Consider the following 15,083-nt stretch of genomic DNA (forward strand, 5'->3'; position numbering starts at 1 on the left):
GCGGTGGCAGACGAGCAGTCCTTCTCCGCGGCCGTCAAGGCGGAGCTCTCCCCTCCGGTCCCCGACCAGCCCTGCTGCCGGCGGATGGAGCTGGGCGGGCTGGTGCGGGCTATCGGGCGGGTGGAGCTGCACGGCGGCGGCAGGGTGGCACTCAGCCTCTCCACCGACTCGGCGCCCGTCTCGCGCAAGGTCATCCGGCTGCTGCGCGCCGTCTCACACGTCGAGTACAAGGTCATGGTGATGCGCCGCCGGAAGCTGCGCAAGAACCTGGTCTACCGCATCTACATCCCGCCGCAGCCCGGTGTCGGGGAGCTCCTGCAGATCGCGGGCTTCATCGACGAGCGGGGCAACCTGACGGAGTGGGCCGAGCCGCTCGAGTTGGCCAACGACCACTGCCGCAGGGCCTACCTGCGGGGCACGTTCCTGGGCAGCGGCTGGATTGCTTCGCCGGAGAAGCAGCACCACCTGGAGCTCAGCACGACGGCGACGGAAGCTGCCGACGCCCTGGGGCAGATGCTGTTCAGCTACGGCATCGCGGCGCGCCTGGCGGCCCGCCGGGATGCGCTCATCCTGTATGTGAAAGAGGCCGACCAGATCATCCGCTTCCTCGGGGTGATCGGCGCGCACCAGGCCCTCCTGCGCTACGAGGAGGTCCGGGTGCTGAAGGAGATGAAGAACCGGGTCAACCGGCAGGTGAACGCCGAAATGGCCAACGTCGCGAAGCAGGCCGACGCGGCGGCCAGGCAGGTCGAGGCCATCGAGCGGCTGCGTGCGGCGGGCGCCCTGTCCAGCCTGCCCGCGCCCCTGCGGGAGCTGGCAGCCTTGCGGCTCGCCTATCCCGACGCGAGCCTGAAGGAGCTGGGCGAACTCTGCCGGCCGCCGGTCAGCAAGTCGGGCGCAGCCCACCGGATGCGCCAGCTCATGGCGCTTTCTGACTCTCTGATGTAAACCGCAATACGTAGTCTATCCTTCTTGCGAACGACCCTCGTCATGGTACAATAGGAATGATTCACAAGCTCGATTTTGCGGCGAGTCGCCTCCATGTGACCAGCCAGCCCTATCCCCGGAAAAGCAGGTGATCAGGTGAGTTCGCAACCGCTCGCCGAAAATCTCAAGCCGCTGGACGTCTTCTCAGCCATCGCCGACGATCTGCGCCAGGTGGAGTCCGCCATCGAAGCGGCTCTGTCGACGCGCGAGACGATGCTCGCCGATGTGTCGACCCACCTCCTCAGGGCAGGGGGCAAGCGCATCCGGCCGGCGCTGGTGATCCTGGCCAGCCGGTTCCCCGGCGTCGAACTAAGCCGGGTCATCGACGTGGCGGTTGCGGTGGAGCTCATCCACATGGCCACGCTGGTGCACGACGACGTGGTGGACAACGCCACCCTGCGCCGGGGACGGCCGACGGTGAACGCCGTCTGGAACAACCAGGTGTCTGTGCTGACCGGCGACTACCTCTTTGCCAAGTCGTTCACGCTGCTGGCCGACACGGGCAACAACCGGGTCGTCCGCCTCATGTCCGAAGTGGTGCGCGAGATGAGCCAGGGCGAACTGGCGCAGATCGCGTCGTACTTCGATGTGAACCAGACCGAGGAGGATTACTTCAAGCGCATCGCCCAGAAGACGGGCTACCTGATCGCCGAGGCCTGCCGCCTGGGTGCCATCATGGCCGGCGCCAGCGAGGAGCAGGTGCGCTCGGTCTACGAATACGGCATGGGCGTTGGGCTGAGCTTCCAGATCGCCGACGACCTCCTGGACTACTTCGGCGACGAGGGCACGGTGGGCAAGCCGGTCTGCGGTGACCTGAAGATCGGCATCCTGACGCTGCCGGTGATCCACGCCCTGCGCCACTCGCCCGAACGGGACAAGCTGCGGGAGATCATCGCCACGCGGGCGATCGGGGATGCGGAGGTCGAGCGGGTGAAGCAGATCCTGGAGGCCGCGGGCTCCTTCGAGTATGCCCGCCGGAAGGCGCGGGAGCACATCGAAGCGGCCGTGCGCGCTCTGGACGGGGTGCCCACCCTCACCACCCGGCCCGCGCTCAAGACCCTCGCCGACTTCGTCGTCAACCGGAAGTTCTGAGTTCCGGTTGCCATCCTGATGGTCAGGAGGCTGTGGAATGCGACGGACCAACATTCCCGATGCTGCGATCAGGCGCCTTCCGGTCTACCTCCGGGTTGTCAGCGAGCTCGCCGAGGCGGACGTCCCCATCATCTCGTCGGCCGAGATGGCCGAACGGACGGGGCTCTCGCCGGAGCAGATCCGCAAGGACCTCGCCTACTTCGGAGCCTTCGGCACCCGTGGGGTCGGCTACGACACCGCCCTGCTCGCCCGCCGCATCGCCCGTATCCTGGGCCTGCACCGCGGGGTGAAGGCGGCGCTGGTCGGTGCGGGCCACCTGGGCCACGCGCTGGCCCGGTACTCCATCTCCCAGCACAAGGACATCCAGATCACAGCGATCTTCGACACCGACCCGGAGAAGATCGGCACCGACGTGATGGGCGTGCCGATCCAGCCCGTGTCGGAACTTGTGGAGACCTGTCGCGCGAAGGGCGTGAAGATCGGCATCGTCGCCGTCCCGGCCTCGGCCGCCCAGACGACGGCCGAGCTGCTGAAGGAGGGCGGCGTCGAGGCCATCCTGAACTTCGCCCCGGCCAAGCTGAAAGTGGAGGACGTGTTCGTCCAGAACATCGATCTGACCATCGAACTGCAGAGCCTCGCCTACTACACCTCGGCCAGCGAGGGTGACCCGGGCGACGGACAGTAGGCATGGAAGTGCGGCGTTCCCCCCGGGGGACGCCGCTGAACTTTTCCGGGGGCCTGTTCGTCCAATAGTGGGATCGACCGCCGCATGTTATCATAGAGCAAGAAGCAGGGTTCCTGCCGCGAGGGGGTGGCCGCTGTAGACTTCAACCAATTCGCCAACTACCTGGCAAGCCTCGGACTGCGCTCCCCCTGGGATTTCCTCCGTACCATCCTCGACATCTCCCTGGTCGCGTACATCTTTTACAAACTCTTCTCCCTGATCCGCGGCACCAGGGCAGTCCCGCTCATCAACGGCGTGATCACGCTGGTGGTCGCGCTCCAGGTTGCCGAGGCCCTTCGGCTTTATACCATTCAATTTATACTTGAAAACGTCTTCATCGCCGCATCCGTGGCGCTGCCGATCATCTTCCAGCCCGAACTGCGGCGCGCCCTTGAGCATCTCGGCCGGGGCCGGTTGCTCAAGGCCAGCCTGCGGTCGGACGAGGAGCAGGAGGAGGAGCTGCAGCGCACCATCGACCAGGTCGTCCGTGCGGCGGAGATCCTCGGGCGCACCAAGACAGGCGCCCTGATCGTCATTGCGCGGGGGACAGGCCTCAACGAGTACATCGATTCGGGCATCAAGCTGGACGCCGTCGTCTCCGCCGAACTGCTGGTCAACATCTTCGTCCAGAAAACCCCCCTGCACGACGGTGCGGCCATCATCCAGAACAACCGGGTGGCGGCCGCGGCGTGCTGGCTTCCCCTCGCGGAATCCACCGTGCTCTCCCACGACCTGGGCACGCGACACCGCTCCGGCGTCGGCATCACCGAGCAGACCGACTGCGTGGTGGTGATCGTCTCCGAGGAGACCGGGATCATCTCGCTGGCCGTCCAGGGCGGGCTCACCCGGAACCTCGACGCCAAGGCCCTGCGGGAGATGCTGGTCAAGCTGATGGACCGCGGCAAGAGGCCGGCCGGCGTGCGGCGGCTCTTTGACTGGGGGTCCTCATCATGATCAACCGGCTGCTCTCCCTCCTGAAGCAGGACTTCTGGTGGAAGGCCCTGGCGGTTGTGCTCGCGCTGCTGCTCTGGGTCATGGTGGTGCAGGACTACAACAAGGTGACCTCGGTGACGTTCGACGTGCCGCTCGAGGTGATCTCTCACCCCGAGTACGAGCTGTACGAGGGCCGGGAGGATCTGGAGACCCAGGTGGAGGTCCGGGTGACCGGGCCGAACCTCCTCGTGTCGTCGCTGAAGGCCACCGACCTGCACGCCTGGGTGGACTACCGCACCGTGCAGCAGCCCGGGCGGACGCAGGAGGTACGGGTGCAGGTCTCGGGGCCCGAGCGGTTCCGGGGGCAGGTCGAGTACCGGCCCAGCCCCTCCACGGTGAGCGTCACCCTGGTGGAGAACCGGACCCTCACGATACCGGTGGTGGTCACCCCCGACAGCGGGATCGTCACGGTCGGGCAGCGGGAGTTCCGCTACACCGCCGCGCCGGTGACTGAGCGGATTCCCGTGTCGGGCCGCGCCGATTACCTGGGCCTGGTGCGCACGGCCGTCGTGGCGCTGCAGGGGGCTGACCTGGAGCCGCCGCTGGAGGACGGCCGGCTCGCGCAGGCGGCCGCGCGGCTGCAGAAGCCGGTGCGCCTGGTGGATGCCGTGATGCAGCCGGTCGAGAAGATCCCGGAGCACTTCGCCGAGGTTGAGATCACCTGGGAAGAGCTGCCGCCGGGCAAGCGCGTGGCCGTGCAGCCGCAGACGACGGGCTCCGTGCCCGCCGGGTTTGAGCTGGTCGGCGTGAGCGCGGCGCCAGAGTCGGTCACGATCCGGTCGGCGAACCTGGACGGCAGCCTGCCATCGGTCTCCGTCGTGTATACCGAGCCGGTCGACTTGACCGGGCAGACGCAGAACTTCACCACGGTGGCCCGCCTGGTGGCCCCTGCAGGGACGAGCCTGGCGCAGACCTCGGTCGAGGTGACCGTCCTCATCCGGGAGGTCAACGCCGAGAAGGTCTTCGGCGCCGTTCCCATCGTGGTGCAGAACGCGCCTGAGGGGGCCGGGGTCACCCTCAGCGATCCCACCGTGGAGGTGCGGCTGACGGGGCGGTACAGCCTGGTCCACCCGCTGGACGCGAGCGCCGTGGCCGCCTACGTGGACGCGGGCGGGCTCGGGCCCGGCACGCACCGGGTGCCGGTGAAGGTGCTCTATCCGCCCGAGATCGTCGAGTCGGCCATCGACCCGGCGGTCGTCGAGGTCACCATATCGTTCGAAACCGAGTAGAAAGGGGCGGGCTGCATGCCCAGGATGTTCGGAACCGATGGTGTGCGCGGTGTGGCCAACACGCCGGACCTCTCGCCTGAGCTTGCCTTTGCCCTCGGCCGGGCCGCTGCGGCGGTGGCCAGGGAGCGGACGGGCCGCCGGCCCGTCGCGGTGGTCGGCCGCGACACCCGGCGATCCGGCCCGATGCTGGCCGCAGCGATCTCCGCCGGGGTGTGCTCGGCGGGCGGCGACGTCGTGGACCTGGGCGTGGTGACGACGCCCGGCGTCGCCTTCGTCACGACCCACCTCGGCGCAGACTTCGGCGTGATGATCTCCGCCTCGCACAATCCGGCCCCCGACAACGGCATCAAGTTCTTCTCGGCCGACGGGTTCAAGCTGCCCGACGCCGCCGAGGACGAGCTCGAGGCGCTGGTGCGGGCCTCGACCGACGCCCTGCCGCGCCCCACAGGCGCCGAGCTGGGCACCATCCGCACCAGCGAGGCTGCGGTCGAGGCCTACGTGCAGCACCTGGTCTCCACGGGCAGCCCGTTGAGCGGCATGCGGGTGGTGGTGGACTGCGGCCACGGCGCCGCCTACCGCCTGGCTCCCGAGGTGCTGCGCCGGCTCGGGGCGGAGGTGATCGCCCTCAACACCGCGCCGGACGGCATGAACATCAATGACGGCTGCGGCTCCACCCACCCCGAGGCCCTGCAGCAGGCCGTGCTGGCGCACGGGGCGCAGGCCGGCATCGCTCACGACGGCGACGCGGACCGCTGCATCGCGGTGGACGAGCGGGGCGAGCTGGTGGACGGCGACCAGATCATGGCCGTCTGCGCCCTGGACCTGAAGGCGCGCGGGCAGCTTCCCGCAGACACGCTGGTGGCCACGGTGATGTCCAACATGGGCCTCGAGCTGCTCCTCCGGGAGCACGGCGTGCGCCTGCTGCGGACGAAGGTGGGCGACAGGTACGTGTTGGAGGAGATGCAAAAGGGCGGCTACGCGCTGGGCGGCGAGCAGTCCGGCCATGTGATCTTCCGGGAGCTCTCCACCACCGGCGACGGCATCCTGACCGCCGTGCAGCTGCTCTCGGTGTGCGTGCGCGCCCGGCAGCCCCTCTCGGCGCTGGCCGGCCGGATGCAGCGCCTGCCCCAGTGGCTGGAGAACGTGCGCGTGGGCCGCAAGGAGGGCTGGGAGTCGAACCCCGCCATCCGGGCCGCCATCGCACAGGCCGAGGCCGCCCTGGAGGGCCAGGGGCGCGTGCTGGTGCGCGCCTCGGGCACCGAGCCGCTGATCCGGGTGATGCTGGAGGGCGCCGACATGGCGCAGCTGCGCAGCCTCGCCGCGGCGATCGGGGAGGTGATCCGCGCTGAGCTCCAGTAAGGGCAAACGGACGCGCAAGCTCCCGGCGGGCGCCCGCACGCAGCGGGGCGCCCGCGGCCGCGCGCGCCGCCGCGGCAACGCGGGGCGCAGCATCCTGACGAGCCCGCTCACGCCGGTTCTACTGGGGGTCGTCCTCATCCTGGCGGTCGGCTACTGGGCGAAGCAGAAGGGCGACGAGCCGGCGATGGCGCCCGGTGACACGACTGCGGGCCAGTCGGCCGGGGCCCCGGCCGGCGGCGCCGGCGAATCCGGTTCGGGCGAGGCGGGCGGTCAGCCGCTGTACGCGTCCGGCGAGACCGTCGGTGAGGAGCCCTCCGGCGAGGGCGGTCCCGGCGACGGCGGCGAGCAGGCGGACGGTGAGCCACCGGACGGCGAGGTGGTCGACGGTGAGCAGGTCGACGGTGAAGTGGTCGACGGTGAAGTGGTCGACGGTGAGCAGGTTAACGGTGAGCAGGCCCAGCAATGGGAGACCGCGGCCAGCCGGTCGGCGATCGACCGCTCCGGCGGCGCCGCCGATACGATGCTGATGACCATCTACTACCTGGATGACCAGACGGGCGGCGAGACCCTGCAGCCCGTCGAGATCAAGGTCCCGGCCACGATCACCCCGGTGGCCGAGGCGCTGCGGCACCTCCTGCACCCGCCCGTGGAGCTCGGGCTCTACGGCGAGTTCCCGCCCGGCACCACCGCCGCTCTGCCCAACCTGGCGGACGGCGTCGTCACGGTGGAGCTCTCCCCCGAGGTGGAGGCGGTCCGGGGCCAGGCCGCGACCCATGCCGTGATCGCCAGCTTGGTCTACACCCTCACCGAGATTCCCGGGGTCGACGCCGTGCAGCTGTGGGTGAACGGGCGGCCCGCCGAGCTGGACGGGTTCGTCTGGTCAGTGCCGCTCAGCCGGGCCGACTTGGAGAACTGGAACCTTTTCCGGGTCGAGCCGGTCATATCCTATAGCGGAGCGTAGGTTGAGGTCAGGGCCGGGCCTTCCAGGGGCTCGACCTTGACGGTTTTCCTACGTCATCCGTATATTGGAGGAGGACAGAAAGGGGGGAAATCGGGTCTTCTGTTGCCCCGGATCGACAACTGCATAGCGACACGGTGTACCAACAGAGCGCCAGGACTTGCGGCCTGCGGGGCCGCAAGTTGACGAGGTGGGGGATCTCGGAGTATTCGGCGGGTGACCCCCGGTTGCTCACGACCGACAACGGCTCTACAAAGGCTGGAAGCGATTCCAGAGACAAAGGGGCCAGGTGAGGCTGAGGACGGGCAGTGGCCGTCCCGAGCATCCTATTGACTTTTCGCCGTGTCAACTTGACAGCCTGCGGTCGTCCCGACCGAGCGGGCTGGGTGGACACGGCCCTTTTGTTTGCAACAGAGGAGGCAAAACACCATGTGCGGCATCGTAGGCTACATCGGAGAGCAGAACGCCCTGCCCATACTGATCGACGGACTGAAGCGGCTGGAGTACCGCGGTTATGACTCTGCCGGAGTGGCTGTAATCGCAGAGGGCGAGACCTGGGTGGAGAAGAGCGCCGGCCGGCTGAGCGAGCTGGAGGCCCGCATCGCAGGCCACCCGGCCGCGGGCCGGGTCGGCATTGGCCACACCCGCTGGGCGACCCACGGCCGTCCCTCTGACATGAACGCCCATCCGCACACCGACGCGTCGGGCCGGTTCGCCGTGGTGCACAACGGCATCATCGAGAACTACGCCCAGCTGCGGGAGGAGCTGCAGCGGCAGGGACACGTCTTCCGCTCCGAGACCGATACCGAGGTGATCCCGCACCTGATCGCCGCCCACTACGCGGGCGACATCGTCGAGGCGGTGCGGCGCGTGGTCCCGCTCCTGCGGGGGGCGTTCGCCCTGGCGGTGGTCTGCCAGCAGGAGCCCGAGAAGATCGTGGCCGTCAAGGCGGCCTCGCCGCTGGTGATCGGGCTGGGCGAGGGCGAGACCCTGCTGGCGTCGGACATCCCGGCCCTGCTGCCGTACACCCGGCAGGTGATCGTGATGGAGGAGGGCTGGCTCGCCGTGCTCACCCGGGAGGGCGTCAGCATCTCCACAGTGGAAGGGAAGCCCGTGCTGCCCCGGATCACGCACGTGGACTGGGACCCCGGCCAGGCGGAACGGGGCGGGTACGCCCACTTCATGCTGAAGGAGATCCACGAGCAGCCCCGGGCGATGCGCGACACGCTCTCCGGCCGGCTGGATCCGGCAGGGGGCCGGGTGCTGCTGCACGAGGTCGGGCTGACGCCCGACGAGGTCAAGGCCCTCAGCAAGGTGGCCATCGTGGCCTGCGGCACGGCTGCGAACGCCGGCCTGGTGGGCAAGTACCTGATTGAGCGGCTGGCGCAGATCCCCGTTGAGTGGGACCTGGCGTCGGAATACCGCTACCGGGAGCCGATGATCGACGAGCGCACGCTCTTCGTGGCGGTCTCGCAGTCCGGCGAAACCGCCGACACGCTTGCAGCGATGCGCGAAGCCCGGAGCCGCGGTGCGCGGATCTTGGCGGTGACCAACGTGGTGGGCTCCACGGTGGCCCGCGAGGCGGACTGGGTGCTCTACACCTGGGCGGGGCCCGAGATCGCCGTCGCTTCCACCAAGGCCTACACCACGCAGTTGGTGGCCCTCACCCTGCTGGCCATCTGGCTTGGGCAGCATAACGGCCGCATCGACCCGGCGGAGGCCAGGGCGCTGGTTGACGCCCTGCGCCGCCTGCCCGATCAGGCGGACCGGGTCCTGGCGCTGGAGGAGGCGGTGAAGGCGGCCGGCGAGGAGCTGGCCAGGCACAACGACGCCTTCTTCATCGGCCGGAACCTGGACTACGCCGTGGCGATGGAGGGGCAGTTGAAGCTGAAGGAGATCAGCTATATCCACGCCGAGGCGTACGCTGCGGGCGAGCTGAAACACGGCACGCTGGCGCTGATCACCGACGGAGTGCCGGTGGTGGCGCTGAACACGCAGCCGGATCTGGTGGAGAAGACGATTTCCAACATCCAGGAGACCCGGGCGCGCGGGGCCTTCGTGCTGGGCCTGGCACAGGAGGGGGACGAGGAGACGCCGCGCTACTGCGACCGGATCTTCTACCTGCCCCGCACGCACCGCTATCTGATGCCCGCACTGGCCGTGCTGCCGCTGCAGCTGCTGGCGTATTACGCGGCCACGGCCCGGGGAACCGACGTCGACAAGCCCCGGAACCTGGCCAAGTCCGTGACGGTGGAGTAGGTGCCCCTGGCAGGGGGTGTGTATCCGAGAAAAAGGCGGTGGCCCGCATCGCGGCCACCGCCTTTTTCTATCGTGCGCTGTTTCTGAGCCCCACCTATGATCAGAATAGGCGGAACATTCGGTAACGCGTGTGTAACGGCTGATTGCTAATTCTGATAAACACCCGGTTAAATTCCGACAGAACCCAGGGTGAATTCCGGTCGGCAAGTGGACAAGCGGCGTATGTGGTGTGAACACACCTTGACCTGATTGCTCGCGGTCTCCGACTTGTCCTCTGAGGAGGTGATCGGGGTGAAGAAGTGGCAGACGCCGATTCTGGTCGACTTGGAGGACGTGGCCGCTGACTGCGGCATCTGCGCCACCAGCGGAACCACCAATAACAACAATAAGATTCAGTAGATCTTCCTACCTCATATTACACGTAGCGGGAGATCTGACCTCAGCCGGGTATGCCGATTGGTCGCCTGACCTGTACTGCGACAGGCGGGTGACCGGGGGCCAGCGATGGCCCGTCTGACCGCTGGGCAATCAGGTCAAGTTTTTGCTTGTGTTATCGACCAAGATCCGAAAGGAGCGAGTCGCGATGGCAACCCCGTTCCGGCCCTCGTGGATTACGGTTCTCCAGGAGGAAGACGACGTCGTTACGGTGCTGAACGCGCAGACCGGGCACGTGATGATCACCAATCCGGTGGGGGGGCGGATCCTGGAGCTCTGCGACGGCCAGAAAGCGGTGCCCGACCTGATCCAGGAGCTGGCAGCGGAGTACCCGGATGCTCCCGCCGAAGTGGTCGACCGGGAGGTCAGGGCGTTCCTCGCGCAGGCAGCGGAGAAGGGAGTCATCGACTATGCTTGAGATGGAGTTGCCTGTGCTCCAGCCGGATCACCACAGACCCACCGTCTACTGGTACACCACCTATCGCTGCAACCTGGCGTGCAAGCACTGCAGCGTGCATTCTTCGCCCTACGTGGACACCGCCGGCGACCTCTCCCCTGAAGAGGCGCTCCGGGCGATCGACAATATCGCCCAGCTGCGTCCCGGTACGGTGATCCTCACTGGGGGTGACCCGTTCACCCGCCCCGATGCTCTGGCCATCCAGCAGAAACTCTTCGACCTGCGAATTCGCACGGGAATTGAAACGAACGCCATCCTCATCGACCGTGAGGTGGCGCGGTTTCTCCGTCGGAACGCGGACGCCGGTGCGCAGATCGCCCTCGGAATAAGTGTCGACGGGGGCAGCGCCGAGACCCACGACTTCCAGCGCGGCCCCGGAGCCTTTGCCGGGATGCTGCGCGGTGTCGAGGCCGTGGTCGCGGAAGGGCTCCCGGTCCAGTTCAGTTCAATCGTAAACCGGGTCAATATCGACACGATTCCGGACCTGTTTGTGCTGGCGCGGCAGTACAAGGCGTGGCTCCTCACCTTCGGCTTCGTCAACCCGATCGGGCGGGCGCTGGAGTACCTCGACGACCTCCAGCTGACGCCCGAACTCCTGGAGCGCGCGCTCGAGACGATCCTGGACAGCATGGACCGGTATCCGGAGGTGTACACCGTCATCAAGATCCCTCCGGCTCTGATTCCGCCCCGGTTCTACCCGCGCGTCAAGCGACACCTGGATCAGGCCTCGGGAGAGAGGTTCGACCTCTCCACCAGCTGCAACTTCCCGCTGTTCGGAATCCTTCCCGACGGATCGATCACCGTCTGCTCGGTCACCCGAACCAAACTCAAGGCGTACTTCGGCAACGTGAAGAGCGACTCGCTCGTCGACGTGTGGCGGCGCCAGCGGTTCGAGGCCATGCGACAGGCGTATCTGGAGGCCGACTGGCTCACTGGAATCTGCGGCGACTGCATCTTCAAGAAGGCCTGCAAGGGCTCGTGCCGAGCCTGGGCCTATGCCGAATACGGGGAGTTCTCAGGTCCCCACCCGCTCTGCAGGGCGCTTGAGGAGAACGGGCTCTTCCCGCAGATCTACCGCCTGTCCTACCGGGACCGCCTGCTCGCGTCCGTCCGGGCGGGAGGAGGTGCGACTTGAGCGTGAGCGCGCTCGAGGTGTACCTCTACGGCCGGGCTTCGCGCGCCGCCGAGGCACTGCAGTCGGAGCTGGTCAGGGTGGCGGCGGAGGGCGTGCACCCCGCGGCCGGGCTCACCCTGGACCCCGAACTCGCCGGGGCGTTGGTGCGGGAGCGCCTCGTTGTGCGCCTGAACGGGCGCCTGGTGCCAGGGCCCGGACTGGTCTGGATCAGCGCCGGGCTGCGGGAGGAGTTGCTGCAGGTCCTGCAGCCCGTTCAGGAGCGCTACCTCAAGATCTTGGAGGCCGGCATCCCCTTGCTGCAGGAGTCCGCTGCCGCGGACGGATCCGGACCGTGGGAGGCCCTGGAACACGTCGTCGTCGCCGGGCTGCTCATCGACATGGGCGTGCGGCGGCACCTGATCGGTCAAGGACTGGTCCGGCAACAGCCGCGCAGCTGCTGGCTGTGGGCCTTTGAGGGGACGACGCTCGGCCGGCACAAGTTCGGGGTTCGCCTCTGGCATGATCGGGAGCTGCCCTTCGGTATCGGGCAGCTGTGGTATGGGTACAGCCGCCCGCACCCGAAGTTCTCGAAGGCAGATCTGTCAGCGCTGGCAGCCGTTCTCGAAACCGGCACTGCCTGTGACGCCGAGGCGAATGTGCTCCGGCTCCGCGCCCGCGGGCTGATCCGGCGGGACGGCGAGACGCACGTCCCGGCGGTTCCGGTTCTGGTCTGCGCGGATGACCGGCGGCTGTGGGGGGAGATCGACCGCCTGGCGGCTGAAGTGGTGCGGGAGGCGATCTCTCCCGCACAGACGGCGCTGGGGGTGCTGGCCAAACACCTGCCCATGGTGCCCCGAGACTCCTTCGTGCAGGCCTCGATGCGGCTGCTCATGGAGCACGTGCTCGATGCCGCGGTCGACGGCGGCCTGCTCCGCCCGCTTCCCGTGGAGGCGCCGCCTCACTACGGGTTCTGGCTGTGGCGGGAGGATGCGTCGAGGCGGTTCACCGAGAGCCTGGGCAACTGGATGGAAGTGGGCTCCGCATGACACAGCCGCAACCGATTGCCGTCATCACCGGCGGGGCAAGCGGCATCGGCCTTGCGTCCGTGCGCCGCCTGAAGGAGGCCGGTTACTTCGCGGTCGTCCTCGACATCCAGCCGCCGCCGCCGGAGTCCGCGGATCTGTTCATCCGCTGTGACGTCGGCGATCAGGTTCAGGTCCGCTCGGCTGCGGAGGCGATCGGTGCGCTCCCGGGCCGCCTCTGCGCCCTGGTCAACTCCGCCGGCATCGGCGAGCCGGGCGGCGGTCTGGAAGAACTGGACCCAGAAGTGCTGTGGCGCGTCATCTGCGTCAATCTTCAGGGGCCTCTGCTCACGATGAAACACCTGGTTCCGCTGATGAAAGCGGGCGGCGGTGGCGCCATCGTCAACGTGAGCTCGATTGCCGGGCTCATGGGCTCGCCCGGCTACCCTGCTTACGCGGCGTCCAAGGGAGGGCTCATCGCGCTGACCATCAGCATGGCGCGGGAGCTTGCCCGGCATCAGATCCGCGTCAACGCAGTCTGCCCGGGCTCCGTTCCGTCGACAGGCTTTGTCCGCCAGCAGCTGGGCCGAGACTTCACGCCGGCGGAGCGTCTGGCGCTCCTGAAGAAGGTGCCGATGGGGCGGAGCCTACGGCCGGAGGAGGTGGCCCGGACGATCGCGTTTCTGTGTTCCAGCGACTCCGTGCCCATCACCGGGGATGTCCTGGTCATCGACGGAGGGGAACGGTTTTCCAGCTGAGGGAAGGCCGGTTGAAAGGGGCGAGAAACAGCAACATGCAGATCTCTGCGGTTGAGGCTGTGGACGTGCGGAAGACGTACGGCCAGACCGAGGCGCTGCGCGGGGTCTCGTTCACCGCCGAGGCCGGAAGGGTCACCGCGATCCTCGGCCCGAACGGCGCAGGCAAAACGACATGCCTGCGGATTCTCTCCACGTCACTGATGCCGACGGCCGGAAGTGCGCGCGTACTGGGCTGCGACCTGATCCGCGAGGTCCGCCAGATCCGTCGCCGGATCGCGGTGGTTCCCCAGGGTGCGTTTCCCGATTCCATGCTGACCGGATGGGAGCTGGTGTACGGCTACCTCGTCGCCCGCGGGATTCCGCGCAAGGTCGCCGCGGAGCGGGCGGAGCGATACCTGAGGCGGCTGGGGCTGTGGGATGTGCGGAAGCGGACGACTGACACCTACTCCGGGGGCATGCGGCGACGGGTGATGATCGGGATGGCCCTGGCGAGTGAAGCTCCGCTGATCTTCCTGGACGAGCCCTCCACGGGGCTGGATCCCGAAGCCAAGCGGGAGGTCTGGGAGCTCCTTCACGAGGTCCGGGGAGGGACCAGCCTGGTGCTCACGACCCACCTGATGGATGAGGTGGAGGCGCTGGCCGACTGGGTCGTCATCCTGTCTCAGGGCGAGATCATCGCCCAGGGCACGGTGGAGGACCTGTGTGCACAGGCACCCGGGCGGGAGAAGCTCCTCTGCCCCCGGGACATCCCGCGGGAGCAGCTGCTTCCCCTCGGGTATGTGCAGGAACAGGGAAACCGGTGGGCGCTGTTCCCGCGCGACACCACCGCGCTGCACCGGGCTGTGGACCTCGTTCGGGGTCAGGGCGCAGAGGTCAGCATCCAGCGGGCTTCGCTGGAAGACGGCTACCTCGCCGTCCTGAACCGCTGTGCGGTCCGGACGGAAGGTGCGGTCCAGGAGGGGATCTAGATGTCTCAGACGCTCGGAATCCTCTACATGCAGACCAGGGTCTCCTTCCGCAACTGGTGGTCCTACGTCGTCGTCAGCCTCATCCCGATCTCGTACTACCTGGTCTTTTCGCTGATCGGCGGCGGCAGCCTGGGGGATCACGTCCTGCTGGGCTACGTGATCTCGCTGACATCGAACATAGGCGTGGTTGCCCTTCCCCAGGCGGTGGTGCTCAACAAGCTGAGCCGGTTTGAGGAGATGATGGTCGCCTCGCCCATCTCCCCGCTGGCGTACATGCTTGGTTTCGCACTGGCGCGGCTGGTGTTCACCCTTCCCGGGATCGGCGTCGTTCTGGCGCTCCTGTTGACGACCAGCCGCGTCCAGCCCCTGCACGTGTTCCCACTGCTCGGCATGGTGGCGGTCACATGGCTGGTGGCCAGCATGATCGGCTTCACCCTGGGCACGTACATCCAGCGCGTCCAGTCGGTCGGCCCCATCTCCAACTTGGTAGGCTACGCCCTGATGCTGATCCCACCGGTCCTGTACCCTGCCTCCCTGATCGCTGACCCTTGGAGGCCCTTTGCCCTCCTGGTGCCGACCAGCAGCGCAGCCTATCTGATGCGCGGCCTGCTCGGACTGGATGCCACCCTGCCCCATGAGATCTGGATCGCCGTCGGCGTGCTGGTCTTCTACCTGACCGGCGGCGTGTGGATGGTCGCCAGGAAGTCCCGCTGGCGGGAGCGCTAGGC

Annotated in this window: 14 protein-coding genes; all 14 read left to right on the top strand. The window is 67.7% G+C overall.

The window, feature by feature from the left end; genetic code table 11:
* Positions 1–3: 3 nt before the first annotated feature.
* Positions 4–948, top strand: coding sequence for a DNA-binding protein WhiA (gene whiA, locus J2Z79_RS07125; protein WP_209466177.1), 945 nt, complete (start codon positions 4–6; stop codon positions 946–948).
* Positions 949–1,083: 135 nt separating this feature from the next.
* Positions 1,084–2,079 (top strand): polyprenyl synthetase family protein, encoded by a 996-nt coding sequence (locus J2Z79_RS07130; protein WP_209466178.1) that lies wholly within the window; start codon positions 1,084–1,086, stop codon positions 2,077–2,079.
* Positions 2,080–2,116: 37 nt separating this feature from the next.
* Positions 2,117–2,764 (top strand): redox-sensing transcriptional repressor Rex, encoded by a 648-nt coding sequence (locus tag J2Z79_RS07135; protein WP_209466179.1) that lies wholly within the window; start codon positions 2,117–2,119, stop codon positions 2,762–2,764.
* Positions 2,765–2,890: 126 nt separating this feature from the next.
* Positions 2,891–3,757, top strand: coding sequence for a diadenylate cyclase CdaA (gene cdaA, locus J2Z79_RS07140; protein ID WP_342589436.1), 867 nt, complete (start codon positions 2,891–2,893; stop codon positions 3,755–3,757).
* Positions 3,754–5,025 carry a CdaR family protein gene (locus tag J2Z79_RS07145; RefSeq protein ID WP_209466180.1) on the top strand — a complete coding sequence of 424 codons (1,272 nt, stop codon included), beginning with the start codon at positions 3,754–3,756 and terminating at the stop codon, positions 5,023–5,025. The genes cdaA and J2Z79_RS07145 overlap by 4 nt, the downstream gene beginning before the upstream one ends.
* Positions 5,026–5,040: 15 nt before the next feature.
* The gene (gene glmM, locus J2Z79_RS07150) at positions 5,041–6,384 is read left to right on the top strand and encodes a phosphoglucosamine mutase (RefSeq protein WP_209466181.1); all 1,344 of its coding nucleotides are present in this window, start codon (positions 5,041–5,043) and stop codon (positions 6,382–6,384) included.
* A gap of 184 nt (positions 6,385–6,568) precedes the next feature.
* Entirely contained in the window at positions 6,569–7,345 is a 777-nt protein-coding gene (locus J2Z79_RS07155; RefSeq protein ID WP_209466182.1) for a GerMN domain-containing protein, read from the top strand.
* A 426-nt stretch (positions 7,346–7,771) separates the two neighbouring features.
* Positions 7,772–9,601: a glutamine--fructose-6-phosphate transaminase (isomerizing) gene (gene glmS, locus J2Z79_RS07160; RefSeq protein ID WP_209466183.1), complete on the top strand. Its 1,830-nt coding sequence runs from the start codon at positions 7,772–7,774 to the stop codon at positions 9,599–9,601.
* A 583-nt stretch (positions 9,602–10,184) separates the two neighbouring features.
* The gene (locus tag J2Z79_RS07165; RefSeq protein ID WP_209466184.1) at positions 10,185–10,454 is read left to right on the top strand and encodes a PqqD family protein; all 270 of its coding nucleotides are present in this window, start codon (positions 10,185–10,187) and stop codon (positions 10,452–10,454) included.
* Positions 10,447–11,628, top strand: a complete 1,182-nt coding sequence (locus tag J2Z79_RS07170) for a radical SAM/SPASM domain-containing protein (protein WP_209466185.1) — start codon at positions 10,447–10,449, stop codon at positions 11,626–11,628. The genes J2Z79_RS07165 and J2Z79_RS07170 overlap by 8 nt, the downstream gene beginning before the upstream one ends.
* Positions 11,625–12,653 (top strand): hypothetical protein, encoded by a 1,029-nt coding sequence (locus J2Z79_RS07175; RefSeq protein WP_209466186.1) that lies wholly within the window; start codon positions 11,625–11,627, stop codon positions 12,651–12,653. The genes J2Z79_RS07170 and J2Z79_RS07175 overlap by 4 nt, the downstream gene beginning before the upstream one ends.
* Positions 12,650–13,387: an SDR family NAD(P)-dependent oxidoreductase gene (locus J2Z79_RS07180; protein ID WP_209466187.1), complete on the top strand. Its 738-nt coding sequence runs from the start codon at positions 12,650–12,652 to the stop codon at positions 13,385–13,387. Before J2Z79_RS07175 ends, J2Z79_RS07180 begins: the two co-directional genes overlap by 4 nt.
* A 35-nt stretch (positions 13,388–13,422) precedes the next feature.
* Positions 13,423–14,355 carry an ABC transporter ATP-binding protein gene (locus J2Z79_RS07185; protein ID WP_209466188.1) on the top strand — a complete coding sequence of 311 codons (933 nt, stop codon included), beginning with the start codon at positions 13,423–13,425 and terminating at the stop codon, positions 14,353–14,355.
* Positions 14,356–15,081, top strand: a complete 726-nt coding sequence (locus J2Z79_RS07190) for an ABC transporter permease (RefSeq protein WP_209466189.1) — start codon at positions 14,356–14,358, stop codon at positions 15,079–15,081.
* The last annotated feature ends 2 nt before the right edge of the window (positions 15,082–15,083 follow it).

Source organism: Symbiobacterium terraclitae (assembly GCF_017874315.1).
GTDB lineage: Bacteria > Bacillota > Sulfobacillia > Symbiobacteriales > Symbiobacteriaceae > Symbiobacterium > Symbiobacterium terraclitae.